We start from the raw sequence: 18,514 nt of genomic DNA, 5'->3' as shown, positions 1-18,514 counted from the left end.
TTCAGCTACCGAGGGTCAGGACTGGGCGCCCTGACGGGCCGCGTCGTCGGCGGCCATCGCGTCGCGCAGGCTCTTCGGACGCATGTCGGTCCAGTTCTTCTCGACGTATTCGACGCAGGCAGCGCGGCTGTCCTCGCCGAACACGACGCGCCATCCGGCCGGGACCTCTGCGAAAGCAGGCCACAGGGAGTGCTGCTCTTCGTCGTTGACCAGGACGAAGAAGCGGCCGTCCTCGTCATCGAAGGGGTTGGTGCTCAATTTCACCTCACTGGATACTCGCGCTATGTACGGGATCGCTCTTGGATCGCCCGGCGCCGGGTCCGACGAACCGAGGGGTCCACGGACTTGCGCGCCGTTGGAGTCCCGAGCGTTGTTTCGACCCTAGCAAGGGAGACGTTACGCCCAGGCGGTTACCTCGGGCCGGGAAATTCAGCTCGCGAAAAAATCGAGCAGGATCTTGTTCACCGTCTCCGGGCGTTCCAGGTAACCGAAGTGGCCGGCGTCGGGCACTTCCTGGTAGCGCGCACCGGGGATGACCTCGGCGATCTCCCTGGTCAGGTAGGGCGGGATCATGCGGTCGTCGGCGAATCCGACGGCCAGGCATGGCACGGCGATCGCGCGGTAGGCCTGCACTCGCTCGAAATCGTGATCCATCCGACGCTGCGCGCGGATGCCCGGCGTCACCGGCCCGCCGGTGAACTCGAACAGGTCGAGCCAGTCGCGGGCCGCGTTGGCATCGGCCATCGTCGCGGGCGAGAGGTTCATCACCGCGGTGATCGCGGCCTCGTACTTTTCCGGCAGTCGCACCCCGCTCGCGTCGAGCTGGTGTTCGCCGAGCGAGAGCGTCTTCTGGAACTGGTCGAGGCGTCCGTGCCCGGCCATGAAGACGGCTTTGCGCACCAGTTCGGGCCGGGCGAGCGCCAATTCCTGCGCGACCCGCGCGCCCATCGAGGTGCCGACCACCAGCGCGGGCCCCTCGTCGAGCAGCTCGATCAGCCCGGCGGTGTCGGCGACCAACTGGTCGATGGTCATGCCCGAGGCGGCCTCGAAGGATGGCGCGATCCCGCGGTTGTCGAAGGTGCACACCCGGTAGCCCGCGGCGACCAGCGCGGGGACCTGGTGCAACTCCCACACCCGGCCCGGACTACCGGTGCCCATGATCATGACCACAAGCGGCCCCGACCCCTTGACATCGGTACCCCGCGCGCGGTCACCTTTGACCTGGTAGTTGAGGGAAATTCCGTTCACCGTGGCCAGCGGCATATCGACCCTTTCGTGGAGTTGATGCTCAGTCCCACGGTATAGGGGCGGACGGGGTCGGCACACCGGCCGGGGGCTGGTGTGACGCGGGTGCCACCCGCGCCTGGCGGCGCCAGATACCATTGACTATTCGCACGTACGAGCGTAGTGAACCGGGAGGACTTGAAGATGGCCGCGAAGGGCAGCGCGAACGACATCGCGGACGACGATCTGGAACCACTTGCCGATGAAACCGCACGTCAGGCCCAGCGCGTCGTCGCAGCTTACGCGGAAGACGCCGACGAGTGCCGGATGCTGTTGTCGATGCTCGGCATCGGCCCGAGCACCCGAGTCGACTAGAGCCCAACCCCTTTCGACGCCAACGGCGACGTCGACCTACCCGATTCCCCGGGGGACCCAGCGACGCGCAAAGGATGCGTGAGTGGACCAGATGACTTCGTCCGACGACTCCGAGCCCGCCCTAGAACCAGCACCTGACGAGACAACGACCGCACGTACCGGTCCGGCCGAGTCCGGCTCCGGTTTCGTCGTGGTGGCCAACCGGCTGCCGGTCGACCTGGAACGCCTGCCCGACGGCACGACCCGATGGAAACGCAGCCCGGGCGGCCTGGTCACCGCGCTGGAACCGGTGTTGCGCAACAACAAAGGCGCCTGGGTCGGCTGGGCGGGGGTGCCCGACGCGGACGTCGATCCGATCATCGAGGACGGCCTGGAGCTGCATCCGGTGCCGCTGACGGCCCAGGAAGTGGCCGACTACTACGAGGGCTTCTCCAACGGCACATTGTGGCCGCTCTACCACGACGTGATCGTGCGCCCGGTGTACGACCGCAAGTGGTGGGCCGCCTACGTCACGGTGAACCGGCGCTTCGCCGAGGCGACCGCGAAGGTGGCCGCCGAGGGCGCCACCGTGTGGGTGCAGGACTACCAGCTGCAGCTGGTGCCGAAGATGCTGCGGATGCTGCGGCCCGACCTGACCATCGGCTTCTTCCTGCACATCCCGTTTCCCCCGGTCGAGCTGTTCATGCAGATGCCGTGGCGCACCGAGATCGTGGAGGGTCTGCTCGGCGCCGATCTGATCGGCTTCCACCTGCCCGGCGGCGCGCAGAACTTCCTGTACCTGGCGCGCAGGCTGGCCGGTCAGCCGACCTCACGCGGCACCGTCGGTGTGCGCTCCAAGCTCGGCGTCGTCCAGGTCGGCTTCCGAACGGTTCGGGTCGGCGCGTTCCCGATCTCGATCTCCTCGGCCGAGCTCGACGAGCATTCCCGGCGCCGCTCCATCCGCGAGCGGGCCACGAAAATCCGTGCGGAACTGGGCAATCCGAAGAATATCCTGCTCGGCGTCGACCGCTTGGACTACACCAAAGGCATCGACATCCGGCTCAACGCGCTCGAAGAGCTGCTGCTCGAGGAGCGAATAGATCCGGCCGAGACCGTGATGATCCAGCTGGCCACGCCGAGTCGCGAGCGGGTGGAGAGCTACATCCAGATGCGCGGCGACATCGAGCGTCAGGTCGGCCGGATCAACGGTGAGTTCGCCCAGGTCGGGCACCCGGTGGTGCACTATCTGCACCGGCCGATCCCGCGCGACGAGCTGATCGCCTTCTTCGTCGCCGCCGACGTGATGCTGGTGACGCCGCTGCGCGACGGCATGAACCTGGTCGCCAAGGAGTACGTCGCCTGCCACAGCGGCCTCAACGGCGCCTTGGTGCTGAGCGAGTTCACCGGCGCCGCAGCCGAATTGCGTCAGTCCTACCTGTGCAACCCGCACGACCTGGACAGCGTCAAGGACGCGATCGTCTCCGCGCTGGAGGACGATCGCGACACCAAGCGGCGCCGCATGCGCTCGCTGCGCCGCCAGGTGCTCGCCCACGACGTGGACCGCTGGGCGCGCGCCTTCCTCGAGGCGCTTGCGCAGGACCAGGTCGCGGGCAGCGCCCTGCTCACCGACGACGACGTTTATCCGGAGGAACGGCAACCATCCAGGTAGATCGTTCACAGGAATCACCCAGATAAGGTCCAGCAAGTTCGCAGGTGGATAGCGGACCATGAAGCCATGAGTGGTGCGCCTGCGGAGCAGGCACCCGAGGCGCGGGTGCTGGTGGTCGACGACGAGCCGATGATCGTGGAGTTGCTCGCGGTCAGCCTGCGGTACCAGGGCTTCGCCGTCGACACGGCCGCGGACGGGGCGCAGGCGCTGGACAAGGCGCGCAGCTTCCGGCCGCAGGCGCTGATCGTCGATGTGATGATGCCGGGCATGGACGGCTTCGGCCTGCTGCGCAGGCTGCGCGCCGACGGCATCGACGCGCCGGTGCTGTTCCTGACCGCGCGGGACGAGGTGCAGGACAAGATCACCGGGCTCACCCTCGGCGCGGACGACTACGTCACCAAGCCGTTCAGCCTGGAGGAGGTGGTGGCCCGGCTGCGGGTGATCCTGCGCCGCGCGGGGCACGCCGCACCGCAGCGGGAGAGTTCCCGGCTCCGGTTCGAGGACATCGAGCTCGACGACGACACCCACGAGGTGTGGAAGGCGGGCGAGCCGGTCGCGCTGTCGCCCACCGAGTTCACCCTGCTGCGCTATTTCATGGTCAACGCGGGCACCGTGCTGAGCAAGCCGCGCATCCTGGATCACGTGTGGCGCTACGACTTCGGCGGCGAGGTGGGGGTGGTCGAGACCTACGTGTCGTATCTGCGAAAGAAGGTCGACACCGGCGAGGAGCGCCTCATCCACACCCTGCGCGGGGTCGGCTATGTCATGCGCGCGCCGAGCCGAACCCGGTCGGCCAAATGATCGACACACTGCCACGCGGCTGGGAGGTGGGGTCATAAGCGAGGGCAGGATCGCGGCGATCCGCGCCAAGGCTGCCGGCGCGCTCTCGGCGATCCCGCTGCGCGTGACGCTGATGCTGATTCTCGTCGCCACCGCGGGACTCGGCCTGCTGATCTCCGGCATGGTGGTCACCTCGGGCCTGGAACGCTCGCTGACCGACCGCACCGACCAGCAGCTGCGCAACGGCGCTATCGAGTGGTCCCGCCGCCGGGTGCCCCCGCCGCCAAGCTTGCCCGGCGATCCGCGCCACACCAGCCAGTTCTACGTCCGCTCGGTGCAGGACGACGGCCGGATCTACTTCATCAAGGCCTTCGGTGTCGATGCCGAACCCGCGCTGCCCGAGTCTCCGCCGATCGGTCCGATGACGGTGGGTTCGTTCGGCGGCGGGCCGACCGAGTGGCGGATCTTGACGGTCCGCGTGCCGGACGGCACCACCACGGTGGCGCTGCCGCTCAACCAGAACTACGACATCGTGCAACGCCTCGTCATGCTGGAGCTGGTCGTCGGGTTGATCGTGCTGAGCGCGCTGGCCGTCGCCGCGTATTTCGTGATCCGGCGCAGCCTGCGGCCGCTGCTTCGGGTGGAGAACACCGCCGCCGCCATCGCCCGCGGCGACCTGTATCGCCGAGTTCCGGTGCGCGGCAACAATACCGAGGTAGACCGGCTGTCCAGGTCGCTCAACGGCATGCTCGCCCAGATCCAGCAGGCGTTTGCGAAGACCGAGGCGTCGGAGGCCGCAGCCAAGCATTCGGAGGCGAAGATGCGCCAGTTCATCGCCGACGCCAGCCACGAACTGCGCACCCCGCTCACCACCATCCGCGGCTTCGCCGAGCTCTACCGGCAGGGTGCGACCACCGATCCCGACCTCTTCATGGACCGTATCGAACGCGAATCCCAGCGCATGGGCATCCTCGTCGAGGACCTGCTGATGCTGGCCCGGCTCGACGCGCAGCGCCCACTGGAGCGGGGCCAGGTCGACCTGCTCGCCGTGGCCAGCGATGCCGTGCACAGTGCGCGCGCCATGGCCGCCGCCGCGGATCCGGACGCGCCCCGGCGCGCGATCGAACTCGAAATCCATTCCGGCGAGGGCACTTTGGAAGTGATCGGCGACGAGACCCGACTCCGGCAGGTGCTGAGCAACCTGCTCAACAACGCGCTCACGCACACCCCGCCGGACGCCGCGGTGGCCGTCCGCCTCACGCCTACCGCCGACGAGGTCTTGCTCGAGGTCGCCGACACCGGCCCCGGCTTACCCGTCGACGAGGCCGATCGCATCTTCGAACGCTTCTACCGCACCGACAGTTCGCGCACCCGCACCAGCGGCGGCACGGGCCTCGGGCTGTCCATCGTGCAGGCGCTGGTCACCGCGCACGGCGGCACCGTCGACGTGCGCAGCGTCGAGGGCGAAGGCAGCACCTTCACCGTGCGGTTGCCGCGCGAACCCACTGCGTGACAACCGATTTCGCTCAGACCGGCGTGACCTGATCGACCAGCCAGCGGTCGCCGTCCTTGTTCACCGTGGCCCGGACCCGGCTGCCGCTGGTGGTGCCCTGCGGCGAATCCTTGCTTGTGGTCACCTGATTCAGGAACAGCAGGACCTCGACGCGGGACTTGTCGGCCGAAACCACGCCTGCCGCCTGAGTCGTCGCCTTCACCGAGAGCTGCTTGTCCTTGGCGCCGGGGGCGATGGCCTGCGTGATCAGCTTCAAATAGTCTTCGCGGAACTTCGGCGAGAGGTTGTCGGCCGCCTTGGGCAGTTCCCGGTCCACCGTCTGATAGTCGTAGGTGAACATGGCGGTGACCGTCCGGTCGGCGGCGGTCACCGCGTCCTTGCGCGCCTGCTCGGCCTGCTGGTCGTTCCAGATCCGTAATCCGTTGACGCTCAGCACGATCAGCGCCGCGACCGCGACAACGCTCGCGGCCGCCAGGAAGATCTTGTTACGTGTTGTCATGCCACGAACTCCACCTTGGAGACGGTCAGACCGGAGTCGCCGTCGCTCACGGTGACCCGGAAGCGGTAGAACCGCGTCTGCGGCCCCTCCTGCCCCGCGTTGGTCAGCGTCTGTTTGGCCGCGACCAGGATCTTCGCGGAGTCCTCCTCGTCGCTCTCGATCGCCGCCTCCACGATCTCGCCGTTGGAGACGACCTTGGCCTGCTGCACGATGTTCATGAACGGATCGACCCGGCCGTCGAATTCGTTCTTGAACTGGCCGGAGGCCAGCGACAGGATCCGGTCGATGTCTTCCTTCGCGGAATCGGCGCGGATGGTGGTGAGGTTCAAGACGGCCTGCCGGGCGGTCTGCACATACTCGGCGCGGCGCGCGTCGCGAGCGTCGAGCGAGTGGGCCTGCACCACTGTGGACAGGGCTGCTGCGATCAGCAGTGCGAGCACCAAGGCGGCGGCCGCGGCCAGGGTGGTCAGGCGGCGGGAGCGTTTCTTCGGCTTCTCGTCGTTCTGGGCGTCGGCGGGTGCCTTGTCGAGATCGACGGGCTGACTACCCGCAGAAGCGGCTGCTCCGTCAGCGGTGGACACACCAGTGACCGAGTCAGCCGCAGCATCGACCGCATCGGTGCGATTGTCGGCCACGGCGGTCACCGCCGCGCTCCTCGCCCGCTCGACCGGAACCGACGTCACGCCGGCGCTCGCCGTCTCCTCGGCGGGTGGGCCCACCGAGCGCACCGCGCGTCGCCGCGTACGGTGCCGATCTCCGTTGTTCTCAGTCATCGTTGCTGCTCCTCGAGCATCGCCTGCCAGCTCGACGGTACCGTGCCCGAACCGCCCGGTCCGATATCGCCCTGTCGGTAGGTGCGGCCGTCCGGGCCGATGTACTGGCCGGTGGACGGGTCATAGGATCTCGCGGCAGCCGGCGTTCCGGTGCCGTACGCGGCGGGTGCCACCGGTGCCGTGCCCGGGTCGACCGGCGCGGACGCCGACGGTACCGGTTGCGACGGGCCGAACGGGGGGTTGTTGCCCTGTGGGACAAAGCCGGTCCGGCAGAGCTCGGGTGTCGGCGCTCGCACGCCGGGGAACTCCGCGCACGGCGTGTTGCGGATGCCGCGTACCGCGATCGGTGAATCCTGCGGCACCTTGCAGTACAGGCCGGGCGGCGACGGGATCGAGTCCAGCTCGCTGGGTGAGCGCCGCTCGTTGGCAGGCAGGAAGCCGGTCGTGCAGGCGGGCGGGTCGTTGACCACCACCATGAAGTCGACCATCGCGCCGTACTCCGCGGGACCGCGGATGATCGTCTTCAGCGCCGCGATCAGCGGCGGGAAGACCACCAGAAGTTGTTCCAGCCCAGCGTGATAGGTGACGCCGACCTGCCCGACGCTGACCAGGTTGGTCAGCAGCAGCGGCAGCGTCGGTCGCAGCGATTCGAACTGCGTGGTGACTCGCTGCATCGCGGCGGGCCCGTCGCGCAGCACGTTGCGCAGCGACGGGTCGTGTTCGCGCAGTTGGTCGGTCACCGTGGCCAGATCGCTGGTCCACGAGCGGATCGCCGCGTCGGACTCGAGCTGCGTGTCGAGCAACGGCCCGATCTGGTCGATCAACTTCTTCGTCGGTTCCGCGCTGTTCTGCGCCTCCTGCACCAGCAGTGAGGCCGAGTCGATGAACCGCTGCAGATCCGGTCCGGCACCGTTGAAGGCCTGGAACGCCTCGTCGATCACCTGGCGCAGCCGGGTGTCGGCGACGCTGGACAGCAGCCGGTCGGACTGATCGAGCAGCGAGCCGACGTCCTGCGGAAGTTTGGTGCGCCCCACCGGAATCACCGCGCCGTCGGCCAGATTTCCGCCGGCGGGGCGCTCGGGCGGGATCAGGTCGACGTACTGCTCACCCACCGCGGAGACGCTGCGCACCCACGCGGTGACATCGGCGGGGATCTTGTAGTCGCTGTCGATCGACAGTTCCGCCTCGACACCACCGGAGGTGAGCCGGACATCCTGCACCACACCGATATTCGTGCCGCGGTAGGCGACGTTGGCGGTCGGGTAGAGCCCGCCGGTCGCCTCGAGTTGCACCGTGACGTCGTAGCGGCCGATGCCGAGCATCGCGGGCACCTTCACATACACCCCGCCCATCACCACCAGGCCGATCACCGTAAGCACGGCGAAGATCGACAGCTGGACGCGGACGAATCGGGTGAGCGTCATCGGCCCGGACCCCCTTGTGGCGCAGTGGCTCCGGGCAACGGCACGGTCAGGCCGGGGATGGCGGGCAGACCGGGAATCGGCGGCAGGCCGGGAATGGTCGGCGCCGGCTGGGCACCGGCGTCCGGTCCCGGCTGTAGCGGTCCGGTGGCCGGGTTGCCGCTCTGCGTCGCGGTATCGGGCGCGAAACTGCCGATCACGCCCTCCACGCCACCGAATCGTCCGCCGAGCGGCGTGCCGGTCAACCAGTTGCTGTCCAACCGCTTGCCGGTCAGGTCGACCGTGATGAACAAGTTCAAGTAGTCGCCCATGATCGCTTTGTCGAGGTTCTTCATCGGGAACGGGAAGGTCGGAATGATCTTCATCGCCTCGATGAGGTTCACCCCGGTGTCGGCCAGCGTCTCCAGCACCGGCGCGAGGCTGCGCAGGTTGGCCTTCAGGTTGTCGCCGCTGCTGGCGATGAGCCGGTCGGTGACATCGCTGAGGTCGCCGAGGGCGCTGATCGTCGCGGTGATGTTCGCGGTCCGGTCGGCGAGCACGGTGAGCGCGGGATGAATCCGCTCGATCGCGGCCGCGACCACATCGCGCTGCTGGGCCAGTTGGCCGCCGAGCCGGTCCAGTCCGCTCATCGCCGCGATGATGTCGTTGCGCTGCTTGTCCAGATTGGTGGTGAGCTCGTTGAGCTGCGGCAGCAGGTCGCGGATGTCGTTCTCCCGCCCGCTCAACGCCGAATTCAGTTCGCGGGTAATGGTTTCCAGCTGCGAGATGCCGCCGCCGTTGAGCACCACCGACAGCGACGACAGCACCTGCTCCGTCGTCGGGAAGGCACCGGCCCGCTCCAGCGGGATGACGTCGCCGCCCTTCAACTGTCCTTGCGGCGCAGTGTCGTTCGGCGCGGCGAGTTCGACGTGGTTGCTGCCGAGCAGACTGGTCTGCCCGATCTTGGCGACGGCGTTGGCGGGCAGCCGCACGCTCGGATTCAGGGTGACGGTGACCAGCGCGTGCCAGCCCTCCACCTCGATGTTCGACACCGTCCCGACGGTCACGTCGTCGACCCGGACCGGTGAATTCCTGGTCAGCGTGGTCACATTCGGCATCTGGATGCGCACCTGGTACGCGCCGTCCATGGTGCCCTCGGTGCCCGGCATCGGCAGCGAGTTCAAACCGTCCCACTCACAGCCGGATACGCCGAGCGCCAGTGCGAGACCCACCACGACCGTTGCCATCCGGCGCGGTCGCACAGCGGTCTCCCGAGCCATGAATGCGCGAGGCCGCTTCATCGCCCTCCTCCTGGGATAGCAAGTCCGGCAATGCCGTCCGGCACGGTGACCGGCGGCGGCCCCGGCGGCGCCACCTGCCCGGCCAGGCTCGGCGGGCTGTACTTCAGCTGATCCGGGAAGGCGTGCACCCCGGTGGCCGGATTGAGCATGATCGGCGCGTAGTTCATGGCGAGCGAGCTGATCACCGGCGCGAGATACTGCGCGCACAGATCGGCGGAGCGGTCGGAATCATTGGCCTCCAGCGCCCGCACCGAACCGCACAGGAAGCTGAGCGGGTCGGCGGTGTTGTTGAGCGCTACCGCACCGGCCAGCGTTCCCTGGGCGGGCTTGTAGATCTGATAGAAGTTCACCAGTGCCGTCGGCCCCGAGTGCAGCACCCGCTCCAGTTCGGGGCGCTTGTCCACCAGCTGCTGGGTGACGTCGGCCAGTCGCTGCACGCCCTCGGTGAGTTCGGCGCCGCTGCCCTCCAGGAAACGCTGCACATCACCGAGCGCGGTATCCAGATTGTCCAGTCCCGCACCGAGTTCCGCGGAGGTGCCGGCCAGCACCGAGGATACCGACGCGAGCCTGCCGCCGAACTGCACGATCTGCTCGTTGCTCGCCGACAGCACGTCGACGAACTTCTGCAGATTGCGGATGGTGCCGAACAGATCGGTGCGCCCGTCCGACAGCGTGTTCAGCGTGGCGGACAGTTCGCGCAGCGTATCGCGCAGTTTCTGGCCGTTGCCGTCCATGTTGTCGGCGGCGGTATTGACGAAGCGGCCGAAGGAGCCCTGGGTGTCGTCGCCGACCGGCCCGAGAGTCGTTGCCAGCTTGGACAGTTCGGCCTTGATGTCGTCCCATTCCACCGGCACGGCCGTGTGCTCGAGCGGAATCTCCGCGCCGTCAGCCATTTTCGGGCCGCCGACGTAGGCGGGCGCCACCTGGATGAACCGCGCCGAGACCAGCGACGGCGAAATGATCACCGCGCGGGCATCGACCGGGATGTCGATCCCGCGATCCACGGTCATCCGCACCGTGACGCGGTCCTTGCCCGGCTCGATCGAGTCGATGCGGCCGACATCGACGCCGAGCACCCGGACCTCGTCGCCCTCGTACAGGCCGGAGGTCGACGGGAAATACGCGGTGATCGTGGTCTTTCCGATCCGGGTGACGCCGGTGTACGCACCGGCCAGCACCAGCGCGGCGACCAGCACACCTGCGGCGACCAGCACCCATCGCGGCAGCTTGCGGGCTCTGTCCAGCATGTTCATCGCGGTGGCTCCTGGAGGGCGGGCCCGATCGACGGCGGTGCCGGGTTGGTGAAGATATTGCGGAGGTCTTCGGGCAGATGCTCCGGCCACACCAGCGCATCGACCAGCGGCTGCAGTTCCGCGCTGGAGGCGTTGACGACGTAGGCGTTGAACCACGGGCCGTTGCCGACCTGTTCGCCCAACGCCGCGGCGTACGGGCCGAGGCCGTCGAGCGCGTCGTTCAGGTTCTGCCGGTTGCGCTGCAGCAGGCCGAGCACCGAATTCAGTTTGTCCAGCGCGGGTTTCAGCAGCGGCTCGTTGTCGGAGACCAGGCCGGACAGCTGCTTGGCCACCTCGTTCACATAGACGATCAGCTGCCCGATCGCGGCACGGCGCCGGTCCAGCTCGCCGAGCAGGTCGTTGCCGTCCAGCAGCAGCGCGTTGATCTGGTTGCTCCGGTCGGCCAGGATCTTGGTGACGTTCTGCGCCCTGCCCAGCAGCTCGGTCAGGGCTTGATCCCGGGCATTGATGCTGCGCGACAACGCGGTAACGCCGTCCAGCGCCGCCCGCAGCGGTGCCGGGGTGTCGGCGAAGGTCGCCGAGAGGGTGTCCAGCGTCTTGTCCACCTGCGCCAGGTCCAGGTCCTGCACCGTGCGGCCGAGGTCGCCGAGCGCGTCGTTGAGCGAGTACGGCGACGTGGTGCGGTCCAGCGGGATCGTGTCGCTGCGCCGCAGCGCGCCCGAACCGATCGGGGTCACCTCGAGCGACTTACGGCCGAGCACGGTATTGGTCTTGATCGCGGCGGACGACTTCTGGCCCAGCACGATCGTCTCGTCGAGGGTGAACCGGACCAGCACCTTGGCGCCGTCCAACTGCACGTCGTCCACCCGGCCCGTGCGCACGCCGGCCACCTGGACCGGGTCACCGGGCACCAGCCCGCCCGCGTCGGCGAAGTACGCGGTGTAGGTCGCGCCGCCGCGAACGAACGGCAGCCGGTCGAACTGCAAGGCCGACAAGGCAACACACGCCGCGACAACCAGGCCGACGATGCCGATGGTGACGACACGTGATCGCTCGTTCATCAGGGCGTGCACCTTCCGGTCGTCTGCTTACCCGGCAGGTTCACTTGCATCGGCTGCCCATCCGGACCGTCCACGACCAGGTTGGTCCCGCAGATGTAGAGCTGCAGGAACGAACCGTAGGCGCCGATGCGGATCAGCTTCTTGTAGGTCTCGGGCAGCTTGTCGAACACCCACTGCAGCGTGTCCGAGCCCTCGTCGAGGTTGGTGGCCAGCCGCCCGGTGTGCTCGATGGTGGAGCGCAGGTCCGGCCGCGCCTGCTGGAGCAGACCGGTCAGGTCGCGGGTGGCGCCCGCGATGCGCGGCAGCGCGTCGCCGATCGGATCGCGCTCGGCGGCCAGACCGCTGATCAGGCGCTGCAATTCGTCGAGCGTGGTGGCGAACTGGTCGCCACGCTGATCGATGGTCTGCAGCACCGTGTTCAGGTTGTTGATCACGTTGCCGATCAGCTCGTCACGGTCGGCCAGCGTCTTGGCGAACGAGCCGCCGCTGTTGAGCAGCGAGACCAGCGTGCCGCCCTGGCCCTGGAAGATCTGCAACAGCGCGCTGGTCAGATCGTTCACCTGCGCCGGATCCAGCCCGCGCAGCAGCGGCCGGAACCCGCCGAGCAGCATGTCCAGGTCGAGCGCGGGCGCCGTCTTGTCCGGGCCGATGGTGCCGCCGTCGCGCAGCACCTCGGTCGAGCCGGGACCCTCCAGCAGCTCCAGATACCGGTCACCGACCAGGTTTTCGTACCTGATCGTGGCGCGGGTGCTGGTGAGCAGCCGGTACTTACGGTCGACATCGAACTCGACGTGCGCGAGGTGGTCCTTGCCCACCTTCACCGAGGAGACCGAACCGACCGGCACACCGGCGATGCGCACCTTCGAGCCGGGCAGCATGCCCGACGAACTGGTGAACACGGCGTGGTAGCCGTACTCCCTGGCGAAGCGCATCTGGCTGAAAACAACCACCAGTCCGGCGAAGACGAGTGCCATCACCAACGTGAAGATGAGCAGTTTGACGGTCGTCGCGGTGTTCTTCACAGCCTGCCCACCCCCGGCAGCCCGGCGAACAGCAACTGGAACACCTTCGGCGCCTCGTTGGGCTTCGTGAAACCCGTGTTCGGCACGTACGGAGCTCCCTGGTTCGTATCGGTGACGACGTAGTCGGCATGGCTGCCCGGCACCCGATCCAGCACGCCCGCGCACTGCGGGCCGCCGGTCGCGTTCACCTTCGGCAGGTCGTCCGGGTACTTGTAGGGCTGCGCGCCGAACATGAAGTTGGTGTTCATCCCGATACCGGGCAGCTTGCCGCCGAACACGTCTTCGGCGAGCGGCATCATCGGGCCGAGGCCGTTGATGATGCAGCCGAGGGCCGGGGCGTACTCGAACAGCAGGCTGGTGGTGGGGCGCAGCAGATCCAGCGCGGTGCTGAAATTGCCTTCGTTCTCCCGCAAGACCGATCCGGTGGTGTCGGCGAGGCCGGTCAGGTTGGCGAGCATGTTGTCCAGGCTCTGCTGCTCGTCGACCAGCGTCTGGCTGGTGCCGGTGGCGTTGTCGACGGTGCGCAGCAGGTCGGGGACGGTATCGGCGTACAGGTCGGTGACCGCGCCGGTGCGCACCAGATCCTCTTGCAGCGTAGGCAGATACGGGTTGATGTCGCGCAGATAGGCGTCGCTGCGGGCCAGCAGGTCGCCCAGCTTCTCGCCGCGCCCCTGCAGCGCGGTACCGAGCGCGGACAGGGTCGCGTTCAGCTTCTCCGGCTCCACCTTGGCCAGCACGTCGGACAGATGCTGGAACAGCGTGTTGAACTCGACGGTCACGTGCTGCACCGCCACCCGCGCTCCGGGTTGCAGCGAGGCCGACGAAGGCTGTTCCGGCACAGTGAAGTTCACATACTTCGCGCCGAACACGGTGGTGGAACGGATATCCACGCCCGCGTTGGCCGGAACCAGCTTCAGCTGATCAGGATTGAGCGCGAGCTTCAGGCTGGCGCCGTCGGCGGTCTGATCGATCGCGACCACCCGGCCGATCTCCACCCCGCGCACCTTCACCTTGGCGTCGGGATCGAGCACCAGCCCGCTGCGCGGTGCGTCGACCGTGACGGTGGCCGTGGGGGTGAACCCGCCTACGAACATCACCAGTGCGACGGCCACGATCGCGACGAGCACGAGCACCATCGCGGCACCGGCCACCTTGTAACCCGCTGCAGCGCGCAATTGCTTCGAATCCGCCATATCGCTTTACCCGGAGAGATGAAAGTTGCCGGAGGTGCCGTAGATGGCCAGCGAGATCAGCAGGGTCACCGTGACCACCGCGACCAGCGAGGCCCGCACCGCATTGCCGACCGCGACGCCGACGCCGACCGGTCCGCCCGCGGCATTGAAGCCGTAATAGGTGTGGATCAGCATGACCGCCAACGCCATGAAGATCGCCTGGGCGAACGACCAGAGAATGTCGCTCGGGATCAGGAAGGTGGAGAAGTAGTGGTCGTACACGCCGGCCGACTGCCCGTAGATGACCACCGTCGCGAACCGGCTGGCCAGAAACGACGCGATCACCGCCAGCGCGTACAGCGGCACGATCGCGATCATCCCGGCGAGCACCCTGGTGCCGACCAGATACGGCACCGGCCGGATCGCCATCGACTCCAGCGCGTCGATCTCCTCGGCCACCCGCATCGCGCCCAGCTGCGCGGTCGAGCCGGCGCCGATGGTGGCGGCCAGGCCGATGCCGGAGATCACCGGCGCCGCGATGCGGACATTGATGAAGGCCGCGAAGAAGCCGGTGAGTGCCTCGACGCCGATATTGCCGAGCGAGCTGTAACCCTGCACGGCGATGGTGCCGCCGGCGAACAGCGTGAGGAAGCCGACGATCACCACGGTGCCGCCGATCACCGCCAAAGCGCCGCTGCCCATACTGATTTCGGCGATGAGCCGAATGGTTTCGGTCCGATAGTGCGTCATGGCACGCGGAATTGCCCCCAGGGCCTGTGCGAAGAACACGGCCTGTTTACCGACTGAATCGAGCGAGTCCGACATCCGACGCACTCGTCGCACGGTACGCGGGAAGCGGGATTCGATCACGAAGGCCATGCGGTCACCGCGCCGTGAACTTGATACCAACGGCGGTGACCACCACGTTCACTACGAACAAGGCCATAAAGGCGAAGACGACGGTCTGATTCACCGCATCACCGACACTCTTGGGACCACCTTTGACATTCAGACCCAGATAACAGGCCACCAGCCCGGCGATCAGCCCGAACAATCCGGCCTTCACCTCGGAGATGACCAATTCGGGCAAATGGGTCAGCAGCGTGATGCCGTTGACGAACGCGCCCGGGTTCACGTCCTGCAGAAAGACCGAGAACAGAAATCCGCCGACGATACCGATGGTGCACACCAAACTGTTGAGCATCAGCGCGACGAACATCGACGCGAGCACCCTGGGCACCACCAGTCGTTGCACCGGATTGATACCGAGCACCCGCATCGCGTCGATTTCCTCGCGAATAGTGCGGGCGCCCAGGTCAGCACAGATGGCGGTGGCGCCCGCACCCGCGACGATCAGTACGGTGACGATCGGCCCGACCTGAGTGACCGCGCCGAAGGCCGCGCCGGCGCCGCTGAGATCGGCCGCGCCGATCTCACGCAACAAGATGTTCAGCGTGAAGCTGACCAATACGGTGAATGGAATCGCGACCAACAGCGTGGGCACGATCGAGACGCGGGCAATGAACCAGGACTGGTCGATGAACTCGCGCCATTGAAATGGCCTGCGCACACTGGCTCGCGCTACTTCGGCCGTCAGTTCGAAGAACCCGCCGACTGCCCGCAATGGCACAGCAAGGACCTCGTTCATCTATGAACCTCCTTGCTCAGAACCTGCGTACGCCCTCACGGCACGATTCTTCACCGAGGCCGCACCGCCTCCACGATTAGAACACGTTCACTACGCTGCCGGTAGATGTTTGCCACTTTTGAACTGCACTTTTTCTTTGCATCGGCATATGAATTTGGAACGAGTGTCAGAGATTGATCCCACCTTTGTGCGGTGGCACACGTCTCGACCCCCAATATCTACCAACTGCCCGACCGCCGATCAACAGTTGGACGGCTGATCAGCAGTTTATTGTCAGCGGGGCTTGCAGATGCCGATCCTCGCTGCGCTTGTTTCACCGTGTCGGATCCACCGCACGGAACTCAGTCGAGATCCAACAGGGTCGAGGCCGAGAAAGTCTGCCCCACAGGGCGTTCGGCGAAATAACCGCCGAGTGCCCCGGCCAGGTCGCCGACCGACCACGCGCCACCGGCCGCGTCGAACCGCTGCTCGACCACGGGGGCCGCCATGAGCGCCACCATGGCGCCGTAGACCACGAACAGTTGCCCGTTCACCGGGTCGGCGGCGGGCGAGGCGAGGTAGGCGACCAGCCTGGCCACATGATCGGGCGAGAGCGGGTCCACTTCGCCTTCCGGTGCCGCACTGAACACGGCCTCGGTCATCGCGGTCCGCGCACGGGGCGCGATCGCGTTGGCGCGCACGCCATATCGGGACAGCGCCCGCGCGGCCGAGAGGGTCAGCGCGGTGATGCCCGCCTTGGCGGCGCCGTAGTTGGCCTGCCCCTCGGGGCCGAGCAGGCCCGCCTCGGAGGAGGTGTTGATCAGCCGGCCGTAGACCGGCGCGCCCGCCGCCTTGGACTTGCCGCGCCAGTACGTTGCGGCGTTGCGGGACAACAGGAAATGACCGCGCAGGTGGACCGCGACGACGGCGTCGAAGTCCTCGTCGGTCATGTTGAACAGCATCCGGTCCCTGGTGATGCCCGCGTTGTTCACCACGATGTCGACGCTGCCGAATGCCTCGTCAGCGGTACGCATCAAGGCGTCGGCGGTCGCGCGTTCGGCGATGCTGCCTGCGACGAACTCGGCCTTGGCGCCGAGCGCGCGGATCTCGGCGAGGGTGTCGGACACCGCGTCCGATTCCGACAGATCGTTGACCACTACCGAGGCACCTGCCCCGGCCAGCGCGAGCGCTTCAGCCCGCCCCAACCCCGCACCCGCACCGGTGACAATCGCCACCCGGCCCGCAAGACTCACATCATCAACCACGAGCCCGACCCTAGAACGTGTTCCATTCTATGGCAAGGGTCGGCCTCACTGGAGCCGCAAGGCCGCTTTCGGGCATTGCGCCACCGCATCCTCGACGTCGGCCAGCCGGTCCGCCGGAACGTCGGCTTGCAGGATGTGCAACTGGTCCTCGTCATCGAGTTCGAACACGTCGGGGGCGATTCCGACACAGATTCCGTTCGCCTCACACTGATCCAGATCGACGCTGACCTTCATGGGAACTCCTTTACCGCGATCCTTGCCGAAGCCTAACAAGCCGACGCCGCCGCAGGTGGCGCCATCGACCGGATTCACCCCCAATACTGGAACATGTTTCAGTGCATATGCAATGATCGGTGCAACCCACATCGACGAAGGCCTGAGGTATTTGCCATGCGCATTGCGTACACGCCGCAGCAGGAGGAGCTACGCGCGGAGCTGCGCGACTACTTCGCGCGACTCATCACCCCCGAGCGCCGGGCAGCGCTCAGCGCGCAGACCGGCGAGTACGGCCAGGGCAACGTGTACCGCGAGGTCGTGCAGGAGATGGGCCGCGACGGCTGGCTCACCCTGGCCTGGCCGAAGGAGTTCGGCGGCCAGGACCGGCCGACGATGGACCAGCTGATCTTCACCGACGAGGCGGCCATCGCGGGCGCGCCGGTGCCGTTCCTGACCATCAACTCGGTCGCGCCGACGATCATGCACTACGGCAGCGAGGAGCAGAAGCGCTTCTTCCTGCCCAAGATCGCGGCGGGCGAGTTGCACTTCGCCATCGGCTACTCCGAACCGGGCGCGGGCACCGACCTGGCCAGCCTGCGCACCAGCGCGGTGCGCGACGGCGACGACTACGTGATCAACGGCCAGAAGATGTGGACCAGTCTGATCGCGTACGCCGACTACGTCTGGCTCGCGGTGCGCACCGATCCGAATGTCAAGAAGCACAAGGGCATCAGCATGCTCATCGTGCCGACCAGCGCCGAGGGCTTCTCCTGGACCCCCGTGCACACCATGGCCGGGCCGGACACCAGCGCGACCTACTACCAGGACGTGCGAGTGCCCGCGAGCGCCCTGGTCGGTCAGGAGAACGGCGGCTGGGCGCTGATCACCAACCAGCTCAACCACGAGCGCGTCGCGCTCACCTCGGCGGGCCCGCTGGGGCTCGCGGTGAGCCAGACCGTCGAGTGGGCCCGCAACACCAAGGCCGCCAACGGTTCCCGCATCATCGACCAGGAATGGGTGCAGCTCAACCTCGCGCGCGTGCACGCCAAGGTCGAGTATCTGAAGCTGCTGAACTGGGAGATCGCCAGCCGGGCCGACGCGGGCGGTGACGCCGCGCCACGGCCGTGGGACGCCTCCACCTGCAAGGTGTACGGCACCGAACTGGCCACCGAGGCGTACCGGTTGCTGATGGAAGTCCTCGGGCCGCAGGCTTATCTGCGCCAGGACTCCCCCGGCGCCGAGCTGCGCGGTCGCCTGGAGCGGATGCACCGGGCCGCGCTGATCCTCACCTTCGGCGGCGGCACCAACGAGGTGCAGCGCGACATCATCGCGATGACCGCCCTCAAGCAGCCCGCCGCGGCGCGCTGAGTCGGAAAGCAGGTAGC

At 67.3% G+C, this 18,514-nt stretch carries 19 protein-coding genes; 5 read left to right on the top strand and 14 right to left on the bottom strand.

Annotation, left to right across the window (positions count from 1 at the left end):
• Window positions 1–15: 15 nt before the first annotated feature.
• Window positions 16–258 carry an MbtH family protein gene (locus DMB37_RS23835; RefSeq protein WP_011207082.1) on the bottom strand — a complete coding sequence of 81 codons (243 nt, stop codon included), beginning with the start codon at window positions 256–258 and terminating at the stop codon, window positions 16–18.
• Between the two features lie 171 nt (window positions 259–429).
• Entirely contained in the window at window positions 430–1,263 is an 834-nt protein-coding gene (locus DMB37_RS23830; protein ID WP_135234591.1) for an alpha/beta fold hydrolase, read from the bottom strand.
• A 165-nt stretch (window positions 1,264–1,428) separates the two neighbouring features.
• On the opposite strand from DMB37_RS23830, the gene DMB37_RS40630 reads away from it, so the two are divergent.
• The 4 genes from DMB37_RS40630 (at window position 1,429) to DMB37_RS23815 (ending at window position 5,540) form a co-directional block, all read left to right on the top strand.
• The gene (locus DMB37_RS40630) at window positions 1,429–1,599 is read left to right on the top strand and encodes a hypothetical protein (RefSeq protein WP_167768913.1); all 171 of its coding nucleotides are present in this window, start codon (window positions 1,429–1,431) and stop codon (window positions 1,597–1,599) included.
• Between the two features lie 91 nt (window positions 1,600–1,690).
• Complete coding sequence (locus DMB37_RS23825; protein ID WP_135237792.1) at window positions 1,691–3,247, top strand: trehalose-6-phosphate synthase; 1,557 nt, start codon at window positions 1,691–1,693, stop codon at window positions 3,245–3,247.
• A 66-nt stretch (window positions 3,248–3,313) separates the two neighbouring features.
• A complete protein-coding gene (locus DMB37_RS23820; protein ID WP_135234590.1) occupies window positions 3,314–4,048 on the top strand; it encodes a response regulator transcription factor in 735 nt (244 codons plus the stop codon).
• A gap of 112 nt (window positions 4,049–4,160) precedes the next feature.
• Complete coding sequence (locus DMB37_RS23815; protein ID WP_240772568.1) at window positions 4,161–5,540, top strand: cell wall metabolism sensor histidine kinase WalK; 1,380 nt, start codon at window positions 4,161–4,163, stop codon at window positions 5,538–5,540.
• A 13-nt stretch (window positions 5,541–5,553) separates the two neighbouring features.
• Here DMB37_RS23815 and DMB37_RS23810 read toward each other — a convergent pair whose 3' ends face one another.
• The 12 genes from DMB37_RS23810 to DMB37_RS23755 form a co-directional block, all read right to left on the bottom strand.
• Entirely contained in the window at window positions 5,554–6,039 is a 486-nt protein-coding gene (locus tag DMB37_RS23810) for a h domain protein (protein WP_135234589.1), read from the bottom strand.
• The gene (locus DMB37_RS23805) at window positions 6,036–6,812 is read right to left on the bottom strand and encodes a hypothetical protein (RefSeq protein ID WP_135234588.1); all 777 of its coding nucleotides are present in this window, start codon (window positions 6,810–6,812) and stop codon (window positions 6,036–6,038) included. Before DMB37_RS23805 ends, DMB37_RS23810 begins: the two co-directional genes overlap by 4 nt.
• On the bottom strand, window positions 6,809–8,236 hold the full coding sequence (locus tag DMB37_RS23800; protein ID WP_135234587.1) for an MCE family protein: 1,428 nt from the start codon (window positions 8,234–8,236) through the stop codon (window positions 6,809–6,811). Before DMB37_RS23800 ends, DMB37_RS23805 begins: the two co-directional genes overlap by 4 nt.
• Window positions 8,233–9,513 carry an MCE family protein gene (locus DMB37_RS23795; protein ID WP_240771635.1) on the bottom strand — a complete coding sequence of 427 codons (1,281 nt, stop codon included), beginning with the start codon at window positions 9,511–9,513 and terminating at the stop codon, window positions 8,233–8,235. Before DMB37_RS23795 ends, DMB37_RS23800 begins: the two co-directional genes overlap by 4 nt.
• Window positions 9,510–10,766: an MCE family protein gene (locus DMB37_RS23790; protein ID WP_135234586.1), complete on the bottom strand. Its 1,257-nt coding sequence runs from the start codon at window positions 10,764–10,766 to the stop codon at window positions 9,510–9,512. Before DMB37_RS23790 ends, DMB37_RS23795 begins: the two co-directional genes overlap by 4 nt.
• Window positions 10,763–11,827 (bottom strand): MCE family protein, encoded by a 1,065-nt coding sequence (locus DMB37_RS23785; protein ID WP_135234585.1) that lies wholly within the window; start codon window positions 11,825–11,827, stop codon window positions 10,763–10,765. Before DMB37_RS23785 ends, DMB37_RS23790 begins: the two co-directional genes overlap by 4 nt.
• A complete protein-coding gene (locus DMB37_RS23780) occupies window positions 11,827–12,849 on the bottom strand; it encodes an MCE family protein (protein WP_107653936.1) in 1,023 nt (340 codons plus the stop codon). The genes DMB37_RS23785 and DMB37_RS23780 overlap by 1 nt, the downstream gene beginning before the upstream one ends.
• On the bottom strand, window positions 12,846–14,042 hold the full coding sequence (locus DMB37_RS23775; protein WP_135234584.1) for an MCE family protein: 1,197 nt from the start codon (window positions 14,040–14,042) through the stop codon (window positions 12,846–12,848). The genes DMB37_RS23780 and DMB37_RS23775 overlap by 4 nt, the downstream gene beginning before the upstream one ends.
• A 6-nt stretch (window positions 14,043–14,048) precedes the next feature.
• Complete coding sequence (locus DMB37_RS23770; protein ID WP_107653934.1) at window positions 14,049–14,900, bottom strand: ABC transporter permease; 852 nt, start codon at window positions 14,898–14,900, stop codon at window positions 14,049–14,051.
• A 4-nt stretch (window positions 14,901–14,904) separates the two neighbouring features.
• Complete coding sequence (locus tag DMB37_RS23765; protein ID WP_107653933.1) at window positions 14,905–15,669, bottom strand: ABC transporter permease; 765 nt, start codon at window positions 15,667–15,669, stop codon at window positions 14,905–14,907.
• Window positions 15,670–16,010: 341 nt separating this feature from the next.
• Window positions 16,011–16,913, bottom strand: a complete 903-nt coding sequence (locus tag DMB37_RS23760) for a 3-oxoacyl-ACP reductase (RefSeq protein ID WP_135234583.1) — start codon at window positions 16,911–16,913, stop codon at window positions 16,011–16,013.
• 45 nt (window positions 16,914–16,958) lie between these two features.
• Window positions 16,959–17,147 (bottom strand): ferredoxin, encoded by a 189-nt coding sequence (locus DMB37_RS23755; RefSeq protein WP_107659980.1) that lies wholly within the window; start codon window positions 17,145–17,147, stop codon window positions 16,959–16,961.
• Window positions 17,148–17,303: 156 nt separating this feature from the next.
• Here DMB37_RS23755 and DMB37_RS23750 point away from each other — a divergent pair, with 156 nt between their 5' ends.
• Complete coding sequence (locus DMB37_RS23750; protein WP_107653931.1) at window positions 17,304–18,497, top strand: acyl-CoA dehydrogenase family protein; 1,194 nt, start codon at window positions 17,304–17,306, stop codon at window positions 18,495–18,497.
• Window positions 18,498–18,514 lie beyond the last annotated feature (17 nt).

It is taken from the genome of Nocardia sp. CS682, assembly GCF_004634405.1.
GTDB classification, from domain to species: Bacteria; Actinomycetota; Actinomycetes; order Mycobacteriales; family Mycobacteriaceae; genus Nocardia; species Nocardia ninae.
Note: the sequence above shows the minus strand (reverse complement) of the source record. Positions and strands in the feature narration are given on the sequence as shown.